Raw genomic sequence first — 21,907 nt, 5'->3', positions numbered from 1 at the left:
ACCAGGGCCGGCCATCCGGTAGAGGCCGGATTTTCGAAAACGGTTGTCGAACCGAATTTCCGAAGCACGACGCAGGTCACATGGTGAACGGTCTTGTCGCCGGTCATTGGGATCACGGCCCTTCGCCTGGAAGAGGTGTCGCCGCCGCCGCGGGGTGACAGCGGTTCGCTCCGGTATGTACCGAGTCCAGTGAAACACCGACGGCTGCCGTCGACTCCGGGGAGCATGCCCTCGCGGAGGGAGGTCTCGCCCGGCCGGTTCAGGGCCTCGCAGGCCGCCACGGCTGCGGGTTTGCTCAACGAGGGTGACGGTGGCGGTGATCTCGGCGACCTCCTCCAGGAGATGGTCGGGGGCCATGCCGGAGACCGGGCTGGCCCGCTCGGCCTCGACAGCGCCGCGCGTGCGCCCGGTCAGGATGAGGCTCATCGTCTTGGCCTGGCCTTCCACAACACTCCTCACAGTGTGGTTGCGAGGCAGAGCGACGTCGTTCAGTGGGTCTGTCGACGTTGAGTTGATACGTGATGCCGAGTGTGGCCAGAGCGTGGGTGGCGTCGCGCGCGTGATGACGAAGGCCTGTGGCCGCCGCGCGTACGCGGCTACCACACCCTCGTCGCCACCACCCACGACGCCCCGTACCTCGATCGCGAAAACGGCGACGTCCTGCTCGAACGCCGCGTCGACTGCCTCGTACTCACCACCGCCCGCACCAACGGCGGCTTCTCCCAGGACCTCGCCCACAAGGGCATCCCGCACGTCCTGGCCCTGCGAATCCACGGGGACAGCGCCGCGGCACTGGGCGACGACCGCCTCGGCGGCTACCTCGCCACCCGACACCTCATCGACCTCGCCCATCAGCGCATCATCCTGATCGTCGGCCCCTCCTACGCCTCCAGAGCCCTCGGCCGCCGCGCCGGATACGAGGAAGCACTACGAGAGGCCGGCCTCCCCATCGACGAGACACTCATCATCCGCTCCACCTTCAGCATGGAAAGCGGCGAAGACGCCGGCCAGCACCTGCCGGGCCTCGTCTGACGCCCCACTGCGGTCTTCGCCGTCAACGACAACACCGCGATCAGCGTCCTCGCCGCCGTCCAGCGCGCCGGTCTCCACGTTCCCGAGGATCTCTCCATCGTCGGCTACAAACGACATCCCTCTCGCCACCCGGCTGGCCGTGCCCCTGACCACCGTCCGCGTCCCCTTCGACGCCATCGCCGCGGCAGCCGTCGACCAGCTCATCGACCTCATCGCCGGTGTCCCCACGAGCGCCCGGACCTTCGCCCCCACGCTCATTCCCCGGCGCACCACGGTCCGCACGGCGGGACTGCAGGCGGCGACACCGAACCGTCATCCCTCACAGTCCACAGGTCAGGTAGTTCGCTTGGATCAGTCGCTCGTTGGTCCGGGTGTGCCGTTGACTGACGTGCAGTGGGCGCGGATTGAGCCGTTGCTTCCGGACCGGACGCCCAAGCGGGGTGGCCGGTCGCGGGATCACCGTGAGGTGATCGAGGCGATCGCCTGCAAGTCCCAGACCGGCATCCAGTGGATCCACCTGCCGGAGAAGTATGAGCCTCATGCCAGGGGCTACCGCCCCAGGGCCGTTCCCTGCGGCAGCACTGCACGACACCGCGCCGACGACCAAGACGTGATCATCAGGCCCGGCACGGACATACCGTTGTCAATCGTCGACCTGCTCAACCTGCCTCGGTCCTGTTCACGGTCAAGGCCGACAAGAGCCGCAAGCTACTAGCGAATGTCATGGACGCGATCCGGGGTGAGCGCGCGGTCCGCCCTTCGTGCCGGTAGCGTCGCTGTACTGGCTATGCACCGACGCGGGCCAGCGTCTCCAGAGGGCCGACCAGGATCTCGGAGAAGGCGAGTTCGGCGGCTCCGATGAGCACCGCGTCGTCGCCGAGTTCCCCCACTCGCAGCCGCAGGTTCTCGCGGGAGGCTGTGAGGGCAAGGCGGTTGAGCCGGCTGCGGATCTGGGCGGCCGAGCCGAGGAACACCTCGCGGAGTGTCCCGCCAAAAATGACCGTGCGCGGGTTGAGCACATTGACCAGGTTGGCGACGCCGATGCCGAGCCAGTCGCCGACGTCGCGCAGGGCAGCGCGGGCGGTGATGTCGCCCCGGTCGGCCGCTTCGATGACGGCGCGTACGGCTTCCCGGCCGGTGGCCGACGGGTTGCGCTGCGCGGTCTCCAGCAGGGCGCGCTCCCCGGCCTCGGCTTCGAGGCAGCCGCGCGCCCCGCAGCCACAGGGCCTGCCATTTCGCGGGTTGACGACCATGTGCCCGATCTCGCCGCCGTATCCGCAGTCGCCGCCCAGCAGTTGGCCACCGGTGATGACACCTCCGCCGATGCCGATGTCGCCGTGCAGGTACACGAGGTCCTGGCATCCGGTCCCGGCACCGCGCAGGTGCTCCGCGAGCGCACCGAGACTGGCCTCGTTGCCCACCGAGACGGGAAGGCCGAGGCCCAGCCGGCGCCTGAGATCCTCGCCGAACTCCTCGTCCTCCCAGCCGAGGTAGGGGGCGGCGCGGACGAGGCCGTCGGGTCGGCGCACCATCCCGCGGACGGCGGCGGCCACGCCGACACAGTAGGTGCCGTGCCGTGCCGTGCCCACCATTTCCAGCGCAGAGGCGGCGAGGACCTCGGCCACCTTGCCGGCGTTGCCATGGCCGGGAAGCACGGGGATCTCCCTGTGGTCGAGGAAGACCCCGCCCAGGCCGATGCGGGCGGCGGCCAGCCGGTCCACGCCCACGTCGAAGGCGAGGACATACACGCGGTCGGACTCGGGGCGTACGACCAGGGACGGCCGACCGGCCCTGCCGGTCTCACGGGGCAGTTCCTCACGGACCAGGCCGGCCGAGCCCAGCTCGCTCACCAGACCCAGGATGGTGCTGCGGTTGAGTCCCATGCGCTCGGCCAGGACGGCTCGCGACATGGATCCGCCGATGTGCACATGACGGAGCAGGGTGCCGAGGTTGTGCCGGCGAATCTCCTCCTGCGAGGGACCGGCTTTCATGGAACCCCAGACCTCATCGTTGTACGGCCCGGCGACGGGACAGCGCATCCACGCCTGCGGCCACCAGCAGAACCGAACCCGTGACAGCGTACTTGACCCCTGAGCTGTACCCCATCAGGCCCATGCCGTTCTGGATGACCGCGACCACCATGCCGCCGAGCACGGCGTCAACGACCCTGCCCCGCCCGCCGAACAGGCTCGTCCCGCCGATCACGGCGGCGCCGACCGCCAGCAGTAGCACGTTGCTGCCACCAGTGTTGGGGTCGACCGAGTTGCCCCGGGACGCGGCGATGATGCCGCCGACCGCGGCCAGGGAGGAGCAGATGACGAACGCGGAGATCCGGATGGCGGCCACGTTGATGCCGGCCCGGCGGGCCGCCTCGGCGTTACCGCCCACTGCGTAGATGTGCAGGCCGAACGAGGTGCGTTGGAGTAGGAACGTACCGGCCACGAGCAGGGCGGCGATGACCGGCACCACGATCGGCACACCCTTGAGCGAGTCGACGATGACGTTGCGGCTGCGCTCCTGGTTGAGCAGGTGGACGGCGATTGCACCGAGCACCGCCAGACCGCCGATCCTGACTGCGAGCAGGGTGAGTGGAGCGGGGGCGAGCCTGCGCCGCCGGCGGTTGCGGTTCTGCCGGAGCTGGATCGCCGCGTACACCCCGACACCGACGGCGAGCAGTACCCAACCCAGCGCGGGAGAGAGGTTGTTGTTGGCGACGGCCAGGATCGTCTCGTCCCGGATCGAGATGTTGGTGCCTTCCTTCAGCAGCATCAGCACGATGCCCTGGAACCCCAGGAAGGCGGCCAGTGTGACCACGAATGAGGGGATGCCGACCTTCGCGACCAGCAGGCCGAGCAGCAGACCGATGACCGTGCCGGTGAGGATCGCCGCGCCGGCCGCGCCGTACCAGGGCCATCCGTGGTCGGTGAGCAGGATGGCGAGTACGGCGGCGCAGACCCCGCTGGCGTACCCCGCGGACAGGTCGATCTCGCCGAGGAGGAGGACGAAGACCAGGCCCATGGCAATGGCGATGCTGCCCGCGCCCTGGGTGAGCAGGTTGGCGAAGTTCAGCTCGGACAGGAAGACCGGGCGCAGTGCGGCGAAGAACACGCACAGGACGATCAGACCGAGCACGGCGGGGAGGGCGCCCAACTCACCGCCGCGTACCCGATCGACGTAGTTCCGGGCGACCGAGCGCAGATTCGCGGCTCCGGCCGCACCGTTCTTCTTCGGCGTACCGGGACCGCGCGGCAGTTCCGGCTTCTCGGGGGCGACTGCGGCGGTCATGCGGTGACTCCGTTGCTGTGGGCGAGGCCGAGGTCCCCGCTGCGGCCCGAGGTGATGAGTTCGACTACCTGGGAGTGCGTCACGTCCGACGTGCTGACGTGGGCGGCCATCCGGCCCAGGTAAAGGGCGGCGATCCGGTCGGACACGGCGAAGACGTCGTTCATGTTGTGCGAGATCAGGACCACGGCGAGACCGTTGTCGGCCAGCCGCCGGACCAGTTCGAGGACCTGTGCCGTCTGGGCGACACCGAGCGCGGCGGTCGGCTCGTCCAGGACGACGACCTTGCTGTTCCACAGCACGGCCTTTGCGATGGCCACGGTCTGCCGTTGGCCGCCGGAGAGGCTGGAGACCTGTTGACGGATGGACTTGACGGTGCGGACCGACAGCCCTTCGAGGGTCTGGGCGGCCATCTCCTCCATAGTCGCGTCGTCCAGAACGAGCCCTCGGCGTTTCTCGCGGCCGAGGAACATGTTCTGCACGATGTCGAGGTTGTCGCAGAGCGCCAGGTCCTGGTACACGATCTCGACGCCCAGGGCCGCCGCCTCACGCGGGCTGTGCACCTGGACCTGTTCACCCTCGAACCAGTACTCGCCGCCGTCGATCGGATGGATCCCGCCGATGCACTTGACCAGGGTGGACTTGCCTGCGCCGTTGTCTCCGACGAGGGCGGTCACCTCGCCTGGATGGACGTCGAAGGACACGTCGTGCAGTACCTGCACGGCGCCGAAGCTCTTGTCGATCCCGCGCAGTCGAAGGATCGGGGTCGCTGTCATGGAAGACGGCTCCTTACGGTCGTGAGGCCGCGGGTCCCGGGGAGGTGGGAGCCCCGGGACCCGCGATCGGGCCGGCTGGACAAGGGGTGACGGTCCGGTCGGCCGGTGAGGGCTACTTGATGCCGGCCTTGGCGCACAGGGCGGCGTACTTGCCCGTGCACAGCTCTTCCTTGGTGACGAAGCCGTCGTCCACGACGTCCTTGACGTTGTCCTTGTAGATGGCCACCGGCGTCTCCAGCACGGACGGGACCTTGCGCTTGCCCTCGGGGTCCTCGACGGTTGCGTTCGTCTCGCCCTTCTCGGCCTTGGCGAGGGAGATGGCGAGCTTGGCCGTGGCGTCGGCCTCCTTCTTGACCGCCTTGTAGACGGTCATGCACTGATCGCCCGCGAGTATGTTCTGCAGTCCCTGCACGGTGGCGTCCTGGCCGGTGACCGGGACCTCGCCGTTGCGGTTCTGCTTGCGCAGGACGGCGATGGCCGCGTTGCCGAGACCGTCGTTGGCGGCAAGCACGCCACCGATCTTGGGCTCGCTTGTGAGCATCTGCTCGAAGATGGTGCCGGCCTGGGCGTTGTCCCAGTCCGGGACGGACTGGTCCGGGCCTTTCACGTAGTCGCCCGACTTGTACTTCGGGTCGAGGATTCCGTTGTAGCCCTCGGCGAAGAGAGTGGCATTGTTGTCCGTCGGTGAGCCGTTGAGCGTGGCGACGATGGGCTTCTTGGCCTTCATGTCGCTCAGGCACTTGCTGAGGCCTTCGCCCTGCAGCTTGCCGACAGCGGTGTTGTCGAAGCTCACGTAGTACTGGGCGGAGCCGCCGAGAGTGAGCCGGTCGTAGTCGATCGTGGCGACGCCCTGCCCCTTGGCCTTGTCCAGAACTGCCTTACCCGTGCCGCTGTCCAGGTTCACGATCACCAGGACGTTCACACCGCTGGTGATCATCTGGTCTGCGATGGTCTGGAACTCCTGCTTGTCGCCCTGCGCGTTCTGGATGTCGAACTCGACGCCCGCCGCCTTGAACGCCTCGGAGAGGTACTTGCGGTCCGCGGTCTCCCAGCGGGCTGAGGACTTGCTGTCCGGGAGGATCACACCGATCTTCGGCTTGGCGTCGGACCCGGAACCGGAGTCGCTGTCGCCCGACGAGGAGTCGCCGCAGGCAGTGAGCGAGCTGACCAGTGCCACCGAGGCGGCGGTGAAGAGGAGTCCCTTGCGCATGGGCAGGGTCCTTTCTGGTGTTACGGCCGGACGACCGGACGTACGAGGGTGGTGAGAAGGAAGCCGAGAAGCGCGCTCTCGGGGGAATTGCCGGGTGTCGGGTGATCCGCCCGGCTGAATGTTGTGAGCGGGAACTTACGGCGCTACGGACCCCGTGCCCAGAGTGCGGGAGGCGCTATTTGTCATCCGCCATAACAATTAGGTGACGCTGTCGCAACGCGGCGACCTCGCTGCCTCCTGTGCGCCCGGAGAGAGCATGAGGCCGTACGGTGGCCGGCCGTGCAGTAGTTGCCCAAAGGGCCGTATGGCACCAAGGGTTCGCGCCGATGGTGCTTCCACGGCCGTGACCGCGTCCGTGCCGCGCGCATTGGAGGGCGCGTGTGCATCACGACCGGACCGGAGCTGGGCCCGTACCGGGAGCCGGACGGCGGGAACTCCGTGGAGTGATCCAATTTCCGGGCAAGGGTGACGATGCGCCGAGACAGAGGAGCGGTGCAGGCGAACGCGATTCGACCTGACGATCAGCGGTGGGGTGCCGCTATCGTGCCTGCATGGTCGACCCGGACCGCGACCATCTGCGTCGGCGTCGCGCCGAGGAGCGCGGCGTGCTGGTCGAGCACCTCTTCGACGAGATCCGAGCGCTGGGCTGCACCGGCAGCCTCAACTTCCTGCACACGTACCTCAACCAAGCTTACCGAGTCAACCAATTGAGATGATGCTGTGCGGTCGGTGCCGTCACCAGCCTGTCGGCAGACCGGCGATGAAGGCGAGCCGGTCGGAGACGAGTCGGTCGTCGCGGGCCGAGTAGTGCCAGTCGCAGCCGAGGAGGTCAGGCTCGAGTCGTCGAGGAACCAGTAACGGACCCGGCTGTCGTCGGCGTCGTTGCGCTTCCTGACCATTTGCTGGACATGGCCGGCGTACTGGCCGTCGCCTACCGCCACGATGGTCGCATCGGCCCTGTGGCGAGTGCGCAGCTTCTGGACCGGCACAGCGGCGGGGGCGGGTCGCTCTTGGCCCGTCCCTCGGCTCATGCCCCGTGTCGTTCAAGAACAAGGCGGGCCGTGCGCGCCATGGCCTCGTCGACCATCTCGCCTTGGAAGGTCACGGCGCCCGTCCCTTCTCTCTGTGCCGACTCGACCGCCGCGATCAGCTCTGCGCAGCGGGCGAGTTCGGCGGAGCTGGGAGAGAACACCTCGTTGATCACGGGGACATGGGAGGGGTGGATCGCCATCATGCCCTCGTAGCCGAGGGAGCGGTTCTGTTCGGCGAAGGCGCGAAGCCCTGGCAGGTCGCCGACCCGCGTCCACAGTCCGCTGACCGGGCATGGCGCTCCGGCTGCCCTTGCGTCCAGGAGTACGCGGGAGCGCAGTGCGACCGTCTCGGTTCCCTCTGGGCTCCAGCGGTAGCCGACGGCGCGTTCCACGTCGCCGCCGGGGGCGCTGAGAGCGCCCATGTAGGCGATGCGCGAGGTGGCCCGGGCGATGTCGTAGGCCTCGCGCAGGCCACGAGCCGTCTCCAGCAGGGGCACCAGCGCGACCCGTCCCGGCGGCAGGCCCTGTTCCTGTTCGCACCAGCCCAGCAGCCGGTCGGCGAGCTTCACGTCCTGGACGGAGTGGACCTTGGGAAGGACGATCCCGGCGAGTCCGGGCCGTACGACCGCCCGCAGGTCCTCAGCCCCGGCCCAGTCGTCCAGTGGGTTGACACGGACGAACAGCGCCATCCGTCCCGCCTGCTCGGCCGACATGGCGGCGGCCCGTGCAAGGGCATCAGCCACCTGCGCCCCGGCGGCGAGCTTGTCCGCGGTGGGCACCGCGTCCTCCAGGTCGAGGATGGCCGCGTCGGCGCCCGCCGCCCGGGCCTTGGGCAGCCAGTCGGTTCTGGTGCCGGGGACGAAGAGCAGGGAGCGCAGTGGGGGCCGGTCGACCACTCCCGTGTCCGCCTCCGCAGGGCTCTGCGAAGACTCCTCAGATGACATCGCTCTTCTCCAGATCGGCCAGTTCGTCCGCGCTGAGTCCGAGCCACTGCCCGTAGACCAAGTGGTTGTCCTGCCCGAGGGAGGGCCCGGTCCGCCAAACCCGCCCGGGGCGCTGCCGGAAATGCGGGATCACCGCTTGCATACGTACCGGGCCGAGATCGGGGTCGTCGACGGTGACGATGTCTTCGCGTTCGGCGTACACGGGGTCGGTGGCGATGTCCGCGGCGTCGAACACCCGTGAGGCCACGACTTCGGCACGGGCGAACTCCTCCAGGCACTCGCCGGTGACGCGCTCCGCCACCCAGTTCCGCAGGTTCTCGTCCAACTGTTCGCGTTGGTCGTACTGTTGCTGAGCGGTGGTGAACTCCTTCTCGGGGAGTCCCAGCAGGCGGGCGATGTTGCGGACCGATCGCAGCGTCGCGGAGGTCACTGTGATCCACTCGCCGTCGCGGGAGCGGTAGGTGTTGATCACGGCCCCTGGGGCGACCGCCAACTGGTTGCCGGAGCGTTCGGGTACTCGTCCCAACTGGTCGTGGACGATGACCTGCCACTCGACCAGACGAAACAGGGACTCGAAGAGTGCGAGGTCGATCCACTCGCCGTCGAACCCGGGGTCGTGGTCGCGGCGGTGGAGGGCGGCGAGGACGGCGTAGGCGCCCATCAGGCCGGTCACGGCGTCGCCGTGCGAGAAGCCGGTGTGCACGGGTGGGCCGTCGGGAAAGCCGGTCAGGTGGACCACTCCGCTGCGCGCCTCTCCCACCTTCCCGAAGCCGGGGGCGTCCGCCTGTGACGAGGTGGCGCCGAAGCCGGAGATCTGCAGCAGCACGGCCCGGGGGTTGATCCGGTGTACGGAGTCCCAGTCGAGTCCCCAGCTGCGCAGGCGTCCTGCGCGCAGGGTGACGATGACGACGTCCGCCCAGGCGACGAGCCGGTGGGCGACGAGTCGGCCGGTCTCGTGGTGCAGATCGAGGGTGACGGATCGTTTGTTGCGGCCGGCGACCTTGAACCACAGGGGAACACCGTCACGTTGAGGCCCCATGGCGCGGGCCGCGTCTCCGGCGCCGGGGGGTTCTACGTGTACGACGTCGGCTCCTTGGTCGGCGAGCATCGAGCCCGCCAGCGGGCCGGCCACCACGTGGGCGAACTCGACCACTTTCAGTCCGCGCAACTGCCCGCTTCCGGTGGTGTTCCGCTCGTCGTCCGACACTGCTGAGCTCCCTTGCCCTGCTGTTCCGCGTGGGTCTCCGACAGCGTCGTCCGCGTTGGTGCGGCGCGGCCGTCGCCGTTGTGTTCAGACTGCCGGAGTGGAGAAATGCCTGTCGAGCAACAGAAGGCCATCAATCAATGCGAAAAATGCATGAGTGGGGGAGGGTGGTGCGCGGCCTCAAGCCCACGAAACCCCGGGAGGAAGCGGACGCCCCTGGAGGCGGAACTCTTCGAGCGTCTCCAGGAACCGCTCCGTCACGGTCGGGAGCGTTCGCCGGGCGCGCAGCGCGATGTCCAGGCGCCGGTCCACCACGGGGTCCACCAGAGGACGGCAGACGACGGGTCCGGCACCCATCAGCGGGAGCACCAGGGCGGGCATCGCCGACACCCCGAGGCCGGCGGTCACCAGTCCGCCCACGGTCGCGATACTGCCAGCCTCGGCCGCCGGTAGCGCGTGCGCGTCGATCTGGGCGAACGCCGCGTCGGTGAGCCGGCGCACGCTCGAGTCGCGCCCGACGGCCAGGAACGGCTGACGAGCCAGGTCGTCCCAGGTGATCTCGTGGTGGTCGGCGAGCGGGTGGCCCACCGGCAGCACCGCGACGAAGCGGTCCCTGACCAGAGGGCGGTGCTCCAACTGCTCCGGCGGGTTGCCGACGGTGGTGATCGCGAAGTCGGCGTCGCCGGACAGGACCCGGTCCAGTACCGACCGCTCCAGGCCGTCGAGGAGTCGTACCGCCACCTGTGGGCGCCGCTCGCGGAAGTCGGAGATCACCTGCGGCAGGAGTACCGCGGCGACGGAGGGAAGGGTGGCCACGGCGACCGTTCCCGACTCGCCGAGCAGGTATCGCCTGAGCTCCTTCATGCCGGCTTGGTGAGCGGTGACGATCTGCTCGGCGACACGCAGGGCCTCAAGGCCGGCCGCGGTCAACTGCACGTTGCGGGTGTCCCGTTCCAGGAGCTGGACGCCCAGGTGTCGCTCCAGATCCGCGACCGCGCGGCTGAGTGAAGACTGGGACACATGCATCTCCGCGGCGGCCGCGGTGAAGCTCGCGGCCCGGGCGACGGCCGCGTATGCCGACAGCTGACGCAGGGTGGTGGCCTCCATGGGAGGCGAGCATAGGGCGCCCCGCTTGAATTGATGCGCTTAACGCATGAACAGATCTCGGTTTGATGCTGGACACCGATCCGCCGGTGCTCCGAAACTCTCGCGTAACACCTCGGCCTGCCTCTCCCCGCTCAGTCCCGCCCACCGCCGCCGAGGGCCGTCCTCGAGAAAGCGAGCGCCGCCATGCTGGCAGCCCTGGGCTTCGCCACGATCGCCGTCCTCCTGCTGCTCACCATGACCAAACGCGCCTCGGTACTGGTCGCTCTGATCCTGCTTCCGGTGCTGGCTGCGCTCATCGGCGGTTTCGCGGGCGATCTGGGCGAGTTGATTCTCGGTGGGCTGTCCAAAGTGGCCCCCACCGGCATCATGATCGCCTTTGCGGTCCTGTACTTCAGCCTGATGGTTGACGCCGGGCTCTTCGACCCTCTGATCCGCGGCTTGTTGCGCGTGGCACGTGGCGACCCGTTGCGGATCACCGTCGCCACGGCCGTCCTCACCCTGTGCGTGGCCCTGGACGGTGACGGCGCCTCCACCTTCCTCATTACCGTCTCCGCACTGCTGCCGGTCTACAAGAGGCTCGGCATGAACCCCCTGGTGCTGTCCGGAGTGGTCTGCCTGGGCGCGGGCGTGATGAACATGGTTCCCTGGGGTGGCCCGACCGTACGCGCCATGGCGGCGCTGAAGCTGGACAGTTCCGAGGTCTTCAACCCCGTGCTGCCCGCGATGGGCTTCGGTGTCGTCTGGGTGCTGGCGGCCTCATACCTGCTCGGCCGCCGGGAACGCAACCGTCTGGCCGCGCTGTCCCCGCAGGGCCCGGACACGGACGGGCGCGAGGACGAGCGGGGTGACGACCGTGAACCCGCCGCTTCGACGACGCTCACGGCGACCACGGAACCCGAGTCGAGCCGGCACGCCACTCCCGCGAGGGCCGACGGGGAGGGCCAGGCCCTCCGGGCTCCCGGGGACGGGCCCGGCACCGTCCGGGTCCCGCCGTTGCCACGGACCTGGCTGAACGTCTTCAACCTGCTGCTCACCGTCTCCCTCGTGGTCTGCCTGATCCAGGAAGTGATGCCCCTTCCGGTGCTGTTCGTCCTCGGGTTCGCGATCGCGGTGCTGGTCAACCACCCCACGTGGGAACAGCAACAGGCGCTGCTCGACAAGCACGCCAAGAGCGTGGTCCTGGTCACCACGATGATCTTCGCGGCCGGCGTCCTCACGGGGATTCTCACCGGCACCAAGATGATCGACGAGATGGCCGAGGCGCTCGTCTCCGTCGTCCCCGACTCCTTCGGATCCCACCTGCCCGTCGCGGTGGCAGTCACCGCCATGCCGCTGAGCCTGGTCTTCACCCCGGACGCCTACTACTTCGGCGTCCTGCCCGTACTAGCCGAGACCGCGCACGGCTTCGGCACGGACCCGGCCGAGGTCGCCCGGGCCGCCATTCTCGGCCAGATGACCACGGGGTTCCCGCTCAGTCCGCTCACCGCCTCCACGTTCATCCTGGTCGGCATGAGCGGCGTGTCGCTCGGCGAACACCAGCGCTTCATCTTCCGCTGGGCCTTCGCCACCACCCTGGTCATGACCGTCGGCGCCCTGCTGACCGGCGCGTTCCCCTTGTGACCGGCGACCCGGGCCGGAGCGTATTTCCCTTCCGGTCGGGGACTCCCGGAAGCCACCGCCGTGCCGCTGAGACCTCCAACGCGGCGCCCGCGCCCGGGAGTCCGGAGCAGGGCGACCGCCTCCACACACACCAGGCACCAAATCCGCGCGACCCAGTTCCCCATAGGCCCGAGACGAGGACGCACATGAGACGGATCACCAGACGTACGGCGCTCGCAGTCACCGCAGCCGCGGCAGCGGCGCCGGCCGTGACTACGGCAACCGCCGCGGCCGCCGACACCAGCACAGGCACATCCGAGGGACAAAAGGCGACCGGGGGGCGTAATCCGGTCCTGCGAACGGACCTGGTCACGCGGGTGACGCCGAGGAACAACTGGCTGGTGACAGCCGTCGCCCTCCAGTACGCGCACCGCATCGACCTGCGCGGCGGGCAGATCCCGCCCTCGGCCTTCCAGGTGAGGGCCACCGTGGGCGGGCAGACAGCGGCTCGCACGGTGACCCGGGTCTACTCCAGCACCACCGCCGAAGTGGACGACCGGTCCCACCCAGGACGGCCGGGGGACCGACTGATCATCGAGCTGGACCCGACCGACTCCAACGCGCGGGCCTCGGGCATCGACCCCCTTCCACTGGACCGTGCGTACTCCGTCAGACAGGTGACGGACGTGCACACCCCGGAAGGCGAACCAGTGCTCAGGGCTGGTCCGTTCGCGGTCCGGAACGACAACGTCACCACTCCCGTGGTCGACGACTTCGCCGCGGGTTCTTTCACCGACTCCACGGGCTTGGAACTGGACTTCCGGCTGTACAGGCCCGAGGGATTCGTACGGAACCCGCGGACCCGCACGCGGTACCCAGTCGTCGTCACCCTGCACGGCGGTGGTGAAGTCGCGGACAACAACATGACCCAGCTCACCTCCAACCGGATCGCCGTCACATTCGCCAAACCGGAACGACAGCGCCGCGACCCCGCGTTCGTCCTCTCTCCGCAGATCCCCCTGCCCCGTCCCATGGACGGACCCGACGGAACGGACTGGACCGACGCCAAGGTCCAGGCCGCTCTGATCGAACTCATCGACACCTTCGTGAGCGAGAACGCCCGTAACGTGGACACGGCCCGGCTCTATCTCGCCGGCCTGTCCTCGGGCGGGCGCGGTATCTACAGCCTGCTGGCGAAGCAGCCCGACGTGTTCGCGGCCGCCCTGCCCACGGCAGGCTGGGGCGACTCGGCCACCATGGACAGGATCACGCACATCCCGATCTGGGCCGACCACTCCGTCGACGACCCGGTCGTCCCCTACCGGGAGGGCCGGTTCGGCAAGCCCGGCACCTGGACACTGATGAACGCGCTGGAGACCGCCGGTGCCCGGGTCAGCCGGGGGGAGTGGGCGAACGACCTGCCGAAGGCGCAGTTCGAGGCCAGGTCCCGGGAGCTCCTACGGCAAGCCAAGGCCACGCGCAGCCACGTCCTGTTCACCAGCTACACGCCAGGCACGACACCGGTGAACCCACACCTCGCATGGGCCCAGACGTACGAGAACGACGTGGTCATCGACTGGCTCTTCGAACAGTCCCGGTAGCCGCCGCACGCAGCTCCCCTTTCTCTTTCTTCCGCACGGGGAGAGATCAGCCGCCGGCCAATCCGCCCAGCCCTCACAGCACAGGCGCACCTCGCTGTCCGGTAATCGCGCTCTCACCACAATCCGGAGGTAAAGCAATGCGTCCATCCCGTCGCTCTACTCACACGGCCCCGCCGTTACGGAACCGGCCCCGTGCCATGACGGCATTGATCTCCCTGGCAACCACCATCGGCCTGACGCTGACTCTGCTGACGGCCGCCGCCCCGCCGGCGGCCGCCGCAGACCTGCTGTCCCAGGGCAAACCCGCGACCTCCTCGTCCACCGAGAACACGGGCACTCCCGCCTCGGCGGCCGTGGACGGCAACACCGGGACGCGCTGGGCGAGCGCGTTCAGTGACCCGCAGTGGCTGACCATCGATCTGGGCGCCGCTGCCACCATCAGCCAGGTCGTGCTGCGCTGGGAGGCCGCGTACGCCCAGGCGTTCCAGATCCAGACCTCCACCAATGGCACCGCCTGGACCACCGTCTACTCGACCACGACCGGCACCGGCGGCGCGCAGACCCTCGACGCGAACGGCAACGGCCGGTACGTCCGCCTGCTGGGCACCCAGCGCGGCACCGCCTACGGCTACTCGCTGTGGGAGTTCCAGGTGTACGGCTCGGGGGGCGGCACTCCTCCGGGCAACGGCGTCCCGGACCCGACGGCCACCTCCCTGGAGGCCTCCAACGGGCCGCTGACCACCGCCACTTACACCGTTCCCGCCCCGAGCGGATACGGCTCAGGCACGGTCACGTATCCCACCAACAGTGGCTCGTACCCGGGTGTCGTACTGATGCCCGGTTATCAGGGCACACAGCAGAACCTGCAGTGGCTCGCACCCCGCCTCGCCTCCTGGGGCTTCGTCGTCGTCAACGTCGCAACCAACACGCTCACCGACGATCCCGAATCGCGCGGCCGGCAGATCACCGCCGCCGGCACCCAGCTGATCGCGCTCGGCAACACAGCCGGCAACCCGCTGTCCGGGAAGGTCAACGGTACGCTCGGCGCGGTCGGTCACTCGATGGGCGGCGGTGGTGTCATGGCGGCCCTCCGGGACGACGCGCGCTTCCGGGCGGGCGTGCCCACGGCCCCGTACCACCCGAACGCGAACTTCTCCGCGGTCACCGAGCCCACGTTCTTCCTGACCTGTCAAAGCGACTCCGTCGCCCACGGCAACACGTACGCGGTGCCCTGGTACAACTCCATGTCCCAGGCAGAGAAGCTCTACGTCGAGGTTCCGGGCGACCACCTGTGCCCGATGACGGGCTCCGGCAACAAGGCCAAGCAGGGCAAGTGGATTGTGTCGTTCCTCAGTCTCTGGCTGCGTGCCGACACCCGCTTCAGCTCGTTCCTGTGTGGCCCCGTACGTGACCCGGACAAGAACAATCCATCCCTGGTCACGCGCTGGATGGACACCTGCTCGTTCTGACCGTCTCGCTGAGCGCTCCGCGGCCCGCCGACGTGGCGCTCCGAGCCTGCTGCCGGAGCCTTCGAGGGCCAATGCCACGACATCGAAGCCTCCATGCCGTGAGGAGTCGCTCTTCGGACGAGTCCAGCTGGAGGACGACCGCCACCGTGCCCACTGCCGGCACGGTGGCCGGTACGGTGCTCTCCGGTTCCAAACCGATTTCATGCGGCGTCAGACCGCGGTGGTTGATACGGAACGCTGTGCCGACGTCGAGCGGAGTGCTGACGCGGCAGGTGACCGGGGCGCGCGCCAGGGACTGCAGGCGGATCATGAGCTGTCCCTCGTTCGGGATGGTGAGGCCCACAAGCCGTACCTGGGGGTGGTCCACGGTCAGGAACCGTGTCTGTGCCGGCAGTTCGGCCCGGGTTTCGGCGCGGGCGCGGACTGGGACCAGCGGATGGCTGGTGACGGCGGCGGTGCGCGCCGCCAGCTGATCGACGAGCCCTGCGGCGTTCTCGTCGACCTCCGTAACGGCGATGCTGTAGCGGAATGTGGTGGAACGCCTGCTGGGCGGGGAAGTTCGTGTCCCCGATGTTGTTGTGCACCCAGGAGAACACGGTGCCCGATTCCTGTTGCGGGAGCGACTGTGGGTAGGGCGCGTAGGGAATCATGATTCCGCCGAGCTGGACGAGCGGGGCGTCGGCCGTTGCCAGCGCGGCGTGATGAGTGTCGTCATTCAGGCTGATCCAGCGCCGGATCGCCCGCATGTGGGTGGCAGACCCCGGCACGGTCTCCCGGTCGGTGCCGAGGACGCCGCCTGTGGCCTCCGTATGCACTACAGGGTTGTCCAGGGCGAACGGGAAAGCGAAGAACGCACTCTCCTTGGCGAGCGTCGCGGTCTTGTCGATGCGGTTCTCCACGTCGACGCGGGCTGCGTCGCGTGGGAGGTGCACCTTGACCCGGAGCCGACGGGTTCCGGCCGGGGCGCACTCGTGGACGAGGGTGTGGCCGGTGGTTTCCGTGGTGCGGCCGACGAGGGCCGCCGGTGGTGCGGTGCGGCGCGAGGCGAGCAGGTGCATCGAGTCGTCGGCGACGGTCTTGCTGGACTGATGGTTGAACGCGCCGGCTTTGGCGTACTCGTCGTACACATAGCCGTTGAAGCCGATCACGGCATCCTGCCGGACCAGTTCGCGTCCGGTGCGCTGGTCGATGACGGAACCGATGCACGCCTGGCGCAGCGACACACACTTCCTTGCAGGCGAGATCATCTCGCTCCGTGATCAGAGACGATGGTGCAGTTGACACACCTGCGGCGAACCGTCGCTGCAAGTAGGGCTTGTAGGGATCCAGCCTGCTGGGCCGGGGCCGGTTCTCGCGGAAGGCGTCCTGCCAGCGCGCGGCGGTCGCATACCGGAGCACGGCGTTGAGGCCCCAGGCCGGGTGCCGGGCACGGTCGGCACACAACGCGGATCTGTGCCAGGCCCACCCAGTCGCCGCGGAGCCCGCTCTGCCGGTGCACAGCAGCGCCGATTCGGCACGGCGAGAGGCACAGTGCACGGTGGCTCGACCGCCGTCCCCGGAGGGTCGGCACCGAACGCGTTCCGTGGCGGCATGCGGCCTCGCGGAGTCGAGCGGACGCCGCCGACCGGTACTCGCAGCTCACGCGGCACACCGGATTCGGAGAACCGCGGCCTGTGGCGCCGCAGGCCCGGCAGGTTCCGATTCTGGCGCGGTACGGCTGTGACCTCTTGTGCCTCGCGCACAGTCCCGCCGAAGCAGTTGTGGGGTCGCTGACTATGAACACACCTCATCCAGACGTAACTTACTCAACCGTAACTTCGCACCCAACCGATTCCGAGGGAGCCAGCCTTGCGGAAGGCAACAGCGAAACGGAAGAAGAAGCCGCTGGTGATGCTCGGGATGGGCTCCCTCGTGGCGGCGGGGCTCACGGTTCCGGCCTACACCGCAGGAGCATCCGAGCCGACCGCCGGCTGTGACGCCGCGGACGACGCGATCTACACCCCGCCGGCCGCCGCCTCCGGCACGCCCGGCCAGGTCGTCTCCTGCCGCCCGACCAAGCTGCCGCACGTGCCGGGCAACATCCCCATGAACGCATGGAAGGTGCAGTACAGCTCGACGAACAATGCCGGCGGGCGGGTTGCCGTCTCCGGTACGGTCGCGGTGCCGAAGGCCGAGTGGCGGGGTCCGGGGCCGCGCCCGATCGTGGCGTTCAACCCCGGCACGCTGGGCCTCGGCCCTCAGTGCGCCTTCTCCAAGCAACTGGCCGGCGAGTACCAGGACGCGTACGAGGGCGACAACATCTCCGCCGCCCTGAAGGCCGGTTACGCCGTCGCCGCCACGGACGGGGCCGGCTATCTGACCGGGCAGACCCACCCGTACGTCTCCGGCCAGGACGCCGGGCACGCACTGCTGGACATCGCCAGGGCCGCGCCCGCCGTACCCGGCAGCGGCCTGGACGGCAAGGCGCCGGTCGGCCTCTGGGGCTACTCGGAAGGAGGCGCGGCCAGCCTCTGGGCGGCGCAGCTGGCGGACTCGTACGCACCCGATGTAAACGTCGTCGCCGACGCCGCCGGAGGTGTCCCCGGTGATCTGAAGGTCGTAGCGAAGGCCCTGGACGGCGGTCCCTTCGCGGGCTTCCTCACGGACGCCCTGGTCGGCCTGGCGGCCGCGCACCCGCAGATGCCGTTCGACGAAATCATGAACGGCACCGGCAAGGAGGCAATCGATAAGGCCAAGTCCCTGTGCTTGGTGGGAACCATCGCGAACTTCGCGGGACAGAAAGTCGAGAACTACAGCACGGACCAGCTTTCCCTCGACCAGATTTACGCCCTGGAGGGCGGTGACGGCACCACGTGGGGCGAGGTCGTGGACCGGCAGAAGCTGGCCACAGGCATCGGGCCGAGGGGCTCGGGCGCCAAGTACGAAATCGGCTTCCCCGTCATGCAGTACCGCGGGCTGTTCGACGAGGTGATCCCGACCGAGACCGAGGACGCGACCCGGCGGGCGTACTGCTCCGCGCAGGTGCCCACCCGCTGGAAGACCTATCCGGGCGAGCATCTGACCGCCGACAACCAGGCGGTGAATGACGTCGTCGCCTGGCTGGGCGACCGGTTCGCGGGGAAGAGGGAATACGGCAACTGCTGATCCTTCTGGCACCGTGCCCGGGCGCTGTCACCTGTCAATCAGGTGACAGCGCCAAGATGTCTGTCCGCAGACCGTGCCGGTGCCCTGATCGCACAGTACGTTCACCGGCACGTCCAAACGGCGGACGGCGGGCCCTGGGCGCGGAAGGATGGCAGACATGACATTGCCTGCCCTCCCCGAGGAGTCCTTCCAGCGCGTGCTCTGTGTCGTCGCGCACCCTGACGACATGGAGTACGGCACGTCTGCGGCCGTCGCTCGCTGGACCGCGGGCGGCATCGAGGTCGGCTATCTCCTGCTCACCCGCGGCGAGGCCGGCATGCCGAACCCTCCTGAGGAGACGGCACGCCTGCGCGTCGCCGAGCAGCAGGCCGCCTGCGCCGTCGTCGGTGTCGAGCACCTGACCGTCCTCGAACATCCGGACGGTGTGCTCGTCTACGGCCTCGACCTGCGCCGGGACATCTGCCGGGAGATCCGCCGGTTCAAGCCCGACGTCGTGCTCGGCACCGGTTATGAGGTCGAAACGCCCTACGGCTTCGACCAGGCCGACCATCGCGCGGCCGGGCTCGCGACGCTCGACGCGGTGCGCGACGCGGGGAACCGGTGGGTCTTCCCGGAGCAGGTCGACGACGAGGACCTACAGCCGCACTCCGTGCGCTGGTTCCTCGTCCCCGGCCTCGCCGGTTCCGGTGCGACCCACGGCGTCGAGGTCACGGGGGGAACTTCACGTGCCGCCGACGACGGCCGTACGTACGGAGACCTCGGCACCATCGTCGCGGTGCTCACTCTGACGAGCGCAGCACTCCAGACCTTCACCGCTTGGCTTCAAGCACGCCAGGCGAAGCATCTGGGGCGGACCGAACCGCAGCCGGAGCCATCAGGTCAGGGCTACACCTTGGAGTTGCGGTCCGACGGAACTGTCGTGATCACGCTGCCCCCGCTCGGCGGGACGGACGGGGAGCGTTCGGGTGATCCAGCACTCTCCATCCAAGAACTGCGCGTACAGCTTGAAAGGCTCTTTGGCCCCTGAAGTTTCGCCATTTTCTTGATCGGCTGGAGGCGGGCGGGTCACGCTGCGCGAAACCGACTGAGAGGGCATTTGATCTAGGTATATTACCCTTTTTGCCCTAGTAGGTTCCTCGCCAGGTTGGCGTGGTCTCATCTGATATGCGTCTGGCAAGGTTGTCGATCGACGCGATGTGGATCACGGCTTCGGAGCTGGTCGTCACAGTCCGTGACGACCAATCGGCGCGTATCCGACGCGCACCGCTCAAGTTCGAAGACCCCCCATGCAAGCCGTCCTGTTCTCTGGCAACCACGGACAGGTTGACGTGACCGACTTGCAACTCGATCCCCCCGGAGGTACGCGTCCAGATCGCGGCCACCTGCGGCACGCTGCAGCGTCGCGATGAACCTCGTCGCCCCCCGCGGAGTCCGCCAGGGCGCTACCTCACGCATCCGGCAGTCCGGCGAGCAGATCTACCACTACTCAGGGCGTCTCCTCCTTCGCGGAGGAAGCCATCGTGCCGGCCACAGGTGCGATCCGGATCCGCAAGGACGCGCCCCTCGACGTGGCCTGCCGGATCGGCATCTCGCGCTCGACAACTGACCCTGCCCACGAACGACTCAACAATCCACGGAGATACAGATGCCCAGCCCCAGCTTCCAGGTCGTGAACCCGGCAACGGGCGAGGAGAGCGCACCTCACCCGTTCATCACCGACACAGAGCTCGAAGCGGTCCTCAGCACTGCTCGCGACATCCAGCGCGAGTGGGCTTCGTGGGCCGCTCCCGCCCGAGCCAAGATTCTCAACGACGTAGCCAGGTACACCGCAACAACCTAGAGGAACTCGCCACCATCGCGGTCCGTGTGATGGGCAAGCCCATCACACAGGCTCGTGCCGAGGTCGAGTTCAGCGCGGACATCTACGACTACTACGCCGACAACGGCACGGCGTTTCTGGCAGACGAGCCGATCGCAGTCTCCGGCAGCGGCTCCGCGCTGATCCGCAAGCAGCCGATCGGCACAGTGCTCGGCATCATGCCCTGGAACTTCCCCTACTACCAGGTGGCCCGTTTCGCCGCGCCCGCCCTCATGGCTGGCAACAGCGTGCTGCTCAAGCCCGCTCCTCAGTGCCCTGACTCATCCGCCTCGATCGCGTACGCCTTCTCCGTCGCACCCCAAGGGGTCTTCACGAGGATCCTCGCCTCGGAATCCGCCATCGCCAACCTCATCGAAGACACCCGTGTCGCCGGTGTCAGCTTTACCGGTTCAGAACGAGCGGGCGCGATCATCGGAGGCCTCGCCGGTGCTGCAGTGAAGAAGACTGTCCTCGAGCTCGGGGGCTCCGATCCCTTCCTGGTTCTCGACGTCACCTCCGTGGACACAGTCGTAGAAGCCGCCGTCGAAGCTCGCCTCGACAACAGCGGCCAGTCTTGCAATGGCGCGAAACGCATCATCGTCATCGACCGGCACTATGACGACTTCGTGCGCCAGTTCATCGAACGCCTCAGCGAGATCACGCCCGCAGATCCGATGCTCGACGACACCGTCCTTGGCCCACTGTCGTCTGCCGACGCCGCCGAGAGGCTCGCAGCCCAGGTACAGCGCGCGATCGCCAACGGAGCAACCGCTTTGCTGGCGCCTGAGCGACGGCGCGCGTTCCACGGGTGCGGGGTACTGGCCGATGTGACCGCAGACAACCCGGTCCACCGCGAAGAGCTCTTCGGGCCGGTCGCGGTCCTGTATCGGGCGGCCGACGAGGGCCACGCTGTCGAGATCGCCAACGACACGCCCTTCGGCCTGGGCTCGTACGTCTATACCGACGACCTGAACCAGGCAAATCGCGTCGCCAACGCTCTCGACACCGGGATGGTCTACATCAACGGGGTCGGCCAGGATGCTGTCGAACTGCCCTTCGGTGGCACGAAGCAATCAGGCGTTGGAAGGGAATTGGGGTCACTCGGCATTCGCGAGTTCGTCAACCACCAACTGACCCGAACCGTCACGTACTAATCGCGGGAGCGGCTGAGTTGAACGGCTCAGGCATCTACCTGAGACGGCGGAAGGCTCACCGGTCAGAGAACACAGCCTCTGCCGCGAGCGGCGAGACCCTGCAACTTCCGCCACCCGCGCGCCGCTGGCCGGTACCGGGGGGTCCAACTGCTTGAAGACCAGCCCCTCCAGGCCGACCGCCGACCACGTCAGCCACTCACGGGCGGTGTCCGGATCCGTGGTCGACGGACACAGCGCCCACGGCGCCGCCGGTACGGCCACGCCACGGTGTTGGTGCCTGCCAGACGCAGCACGTCGAAGGCGGAAGTGGGCAGGCCACCCGCTGGCAAGCCGCGCCGCCGTGGCGCCCCGCCGTTGTAGCCGACCCTGAAGGCGCTCGAAAGCGAGCCGGCCCGCTTCCCACACCACCAGTTCGACGTTGGGTGTGGCTCTTTTGCAGGGACGTTCCTGATCAGGCCGTGAGGCTGTAGGTGTGCTGGTCGGGGGTGGGGTAGAG

Annotated in this window: 16 protein-coding genes and 2 pseudogenes; 9 read left to right on the top strand and 9 right to left on the bottom strand. The window is 68.3% G+C overall.

Features of this window, described 5'->3' with window-relative positions; genetic code table 11:
• Window positions 1–528: 528 nt before the first annotated feature.
• Window positions 529–1,032, top strand: a complete 504-nt coding sequence (locus O3Q52_RS06780; RefSeq protein WP_269647875.1) for a hypothetical protein — start codon at window positions 529–531, stop codon at window positions 1,030–1,032.
• 139 nt (window positions 1,033–1,171) lie between these two features.
• Window positions 1,172–1,747 (top strand): transposase, encoded by a 576-nt coding sequence (locus tag O3Q52_RS06775; protein ID WP_269647874.1) that lies wholly within the window; start codon window positions 1,172–1,174, stop codon window positions 1,745–1,747.
• A 70-nt stretch (window positions 1,748–1,817) separates the two neighbouring features.
• On the opposite strand, the gene O3Q52_RS06770 is transcribed toward O3Q52_RS06775, so the two are convergent.
• The 4 genes from O3Q52_RS06770 to O3Q52_RS06755 all read right to left on the bottom strand — a co-directional run bounded on the left by O3Q52_RS06770 (window position 1,818) and on the right by O3Q52_RS06755 (window position 6,300).
• Window positions 1,818–3,023 (bottom strand): ROK family protein, encoded by a 1,206-nt coding sequence (locus O3Q52_RS06770; protein ID WP_269647873.1) that lies wholly within the window; start codon window positions 3,021–3,023, stop codon window positions 1,818–1,820.
• 13 nt (window positions 3,024–3,036) lie between these two features.
• Complete coding sequence (locus O3Q52_RS06765) at window positions 3,037–4,317, bottom strand: sugar ABC transporter permease (protein ID WP_269647872.1); 1,281 nt, start codon at window positions 4,315–4,317, stop codon at window positions 3,037–3,039.
• Window positions 4,314–5,090 carry an ATP-binding cassette domain-containing protein gene (locus O3Q52_RS06760; protein WP_200401163.1) on the bottom strand — a complete coding sequence of 259 codons (777 nt, stop codon included), beginning with the start codon at window positions 5,088–5,090 and terminating at the stop codon, window positions 4,314–4,316. Before O3Q52_RS06760 ends, O3Q52_RS06765 begins: the two co-directional genes overlap by 4 nt.
• Before the next feature lie 112 nt (window positions 5,091–5,202).
• A complete protein-coding gene (locus O3Q52_RS06755; protein ID WP_269647871.1) occupies window positions 5,203–6,300 on the bottom strand; it encodes a sugar ABC transporter substrate-binding protein in 1,098 nt (365 codons plus the stop codon).
• 551 nt (window positions 6,301–6,851) lie between these two features.
• Between O3Q52_RS06755 and O3Q52_RS06750 the strand changes: the two genes are divergently transcribed.
• Window positions 6,852–7,016, top strand: coding sequence for a hypothetical protein (locus O3Q52_RS06750; protein ID WP_269647870.1), 165 nt, complete (start codon window positions 6,852–6,854; stop codon window positions 7,014–7,016).
• Between the two features lie 311 nt (window positions 7,017–7,327).
• On the opposite strand, the gene O3Q52_RS06745 is transcribed toward O3Q52_RS06750, so the two are convergent.
• From O3Q52_RS06745 to O3Q52_RS06735, 3 genes are all read right to left on the bottom strand, one after another.
• Complete coding sequence (locus tag O3Q52_RS06745) at window positions 7,328–8,275, bottom strand: CoA ester lyase (RefSeq protein ID WP_269647869.1); 948 nt, start codon at window positions 8,273–8,275, stop codon at window positions 7,328–7,330.
• Window positions 8,265–9,482 (bottom strand): CaiB/BaiF CoA-transferase family protein, encoded by a 1,218-nt coding sequence (locus O3Q52_RS06740; RefSeq protein ID WP_269647868.1) that lies wholly within the window; start codon window positions 9,480–9,482, stop codon window positions 8,265–8,267. Before O3Q52_RS06740 ends, O3Q52_RS06745 begins: the two co-directional genes overlap by 11 nt.
• A 177-nt stretch (window positions 9,483–9,659) precedes the next feature.
• Window positions 9,660–10,586 carry a LysR family transcriptional regulator gene (locus tag O3Q52_RS06735; protein ID WP_269647867.1) on the bottom strand — a complete coding sequence of 309 codons (927 nt, stop codon included), beginning with the start codon at window positions 10,584–10,586 and terminating at the stop codon, window positions 9,660–9,662.
• Between the two features lie 183 nt (window positions 10,587–10,769).
• Here O3Q52_RS06735 and O3Q52_RS06730 point away from each other — a divergent pair, with 183 nt between their 5' ends.
• The 3 genes from O3Q52_RS06730 (at window position 10,770) to O3Q52_RS06720 (ending at window position 15,255) form a co-directional block, all read left to right on the top strand.
• Entirely contained in the window at window positions 10,770–12,206 is a 1,437-nt protein-coding gene (locus tag O3Q52_RS06730) for a CitMHS family transporter (protein ID WP_269647866.1), read from the top strand.
• Window positions 12,207–12,391: 185 nt separating this feature from the next.
• Window positions 12,392–13,786 (top strand): PHB depolymerase family esterase, encoded by a 1,395-nt coding sequence (locus O3Q52_RS06725; RefSeq protein ID WP_269647865.1) that lies wholly within the window; start codon window positions 12,392–12,394, stop codon window positions 13,784–13,786.
• A gap of 197 nt (window positions 13,787–13,983) precedes the next feature.
• A complete protein-coding gene (locus O3Q52_RS06720; protein WP_269647864.1) occupies window positions 13,984–15,255 on the top strand; it encodes a discoidin domain-containing protein in 1,272 nt (423 codons plus the stop codon).
• A 200-nt stretch (window positions 15,256–15,455) separates the two neighbouring features.
• Here the strand turns inward: O3Q52_RS06720 and O3Q52_RS06715 are convergent, their stop codons facing one another.
• Window positions 15,456–16,478 (bottom strand): hypothetical protein, encoded by a 1,023-nt coding sequence (locus tag O3Q52_RS06715; RefSeq protein WP_269647863.1) that lies wholly within the window; start codon window positions 16,476–16,478, stop codon window positions 15,456–15,458.
• Window positions 16,479–17,103: 625 nt separating this feature from the next.
• Between O3Q52_RS06715 and O3Q52_RS06710 the strand changes: the two genes are divergently transcribed.
• Window positions 17,104–18,399: a lipase family protein gene (locus O3Q52_RS06710; protein WP_269647862.1), complete on the top strand. Its 1,296-nt coding sequence runs from the start codon at window positions 17,104–17,106 to the stop codon at window positions 18,397–18,399.
• Window positions 18,400–18,556: 157 nt separating this feature from the next.
• Window positions 18,557–19,426, top strand: coding sequence for a PIG-L deacetylase family protein (locus tag O3Q52_RS06705; RefSeq protein ID WP_269647861.1), 870 nt, complete (start codon window positions 18,557–18,559; stop codon window positions 19,424–19,426).
• A 97-nt stretch (window positions 19,427–19,523) separates the two neighbouring features.
• Here O3Q52_RS06705 and O3Q52_RS06700 read toward each other — a convergent pair.
• Window positions 19,524–19,658, bottom strand: a pseudogene (locus O3Q52_RS06700) (IS5/IS1182 family transposase); the annotation flags it as partial.
• A 386-nt stretch (window positions 19,659–20,044) separates the two neighbouring features.
• Between O3Q52_RS06700 and O3Q52_RS06695 the strand changes: the two are divergent.
• A pseudogene (locus tag O3Q52_RS06695) lies at window positions 20,045–21,411 on the top strand (aldehyde dehydrogenase family protein).
• The last annotated feature ends 496 nt before the right edge of the window (window positions 21,412–21,907 follow it).

The organism is Streptomyces sp. ActVer (assembly GCF_027270795.1).
Classification (GTDB): Bacteria; Actinomycetota; Actinomycetes; order Streptomycetales; family Streptomycetaceae; genus Streptomyces; species Streptomyces umbrinus_A.
Note: the sequence above shows the minus strand (reverse complement) of the source record. Positions and strands in the feature narration are given on the sequence as shown.

Bases quoted from the DNA above. Each gene is read 5' to 3' on its own strand.
- O3Q52_RS06745 (WP_269647869.1), bottom strand. From the start codon at position 8,275: ATGTCATCTGAGGAGTCTTCGCAGAGCCCTGCGGAGGCGGACACGGGA.
- O3Q52_RS06735 (WP_269647867.1), bottom strand. From the start codon at position 10,586: ATGGAGGCCACCACCCTGCGTCAGCTGTCGGCATACGCGGCCGTCGCC.
- O3Q52_RS06720 (WP_269647864.1), top strand. From the start codon at position 13,984: ATGACGGCATTGATCTCCCTGGCAACCACCATCGGCCTGACGCTGACT.
- O3Q52_RS06705 (WP_269647861.1), top strand. From the start codon at position 18,557: ATGACATTGCCTGCCCTCCCCGAGGAGTCCTTCCAGCGCGTGCTCTGT.
- O3Q52_RS06765 (WP_269647872.1), bottom strand. From the start codon at position 4,317: ATGACCGCCGCAGTCGCCCCCGAGAAGCCGGAACTGCCGCGCGGTCCC.
- O3Q52_RS06750 (WP_269647870.1), top strand. From the start codon at position 6,852: ATGGTCGACCCGGACCGCGACCATCTGCGTCGGCGTCGCGCCGAGGAG.
- O3Q52_RS06770 (WP_269647873.1), bottom strand. From the start codon at position 3,023: ATGAAAGCCGGTCCCTCGCAGGAGGAGATTCGCCGGCACAACCTCGGC.
- O3Q52_RS06760 (WP_200401163.1), bottom strand. From the start codon at position 5,090: ATGACAGCGACCCCGATCCTTCGACTGCGCGGGATCGACAAGAGCTTC.
- O3Q52_RS06755 (WP_269647871.1), bottom strand. From the start codon at position 6,300: ATGCGCAAGGGACTCCTCTTCACCGCCGCCTCGGTGGCACTGGTCAGC.
- O3Q52_RS06730 (WP_269647866.1), top strand. From the start codon at position 10,770: ATGCTGGCAGCCCTGGGCTTCGCCACGATCGCCGTCCTCCTGCTGCTC.
- O3Q52_RS06725 (WP_269647865.1), top strand. From the start codon at position 12,392: ATGAGACGGATCACCAGACGTACGGCGCTCGCAGTCACCGCAGCCGCG.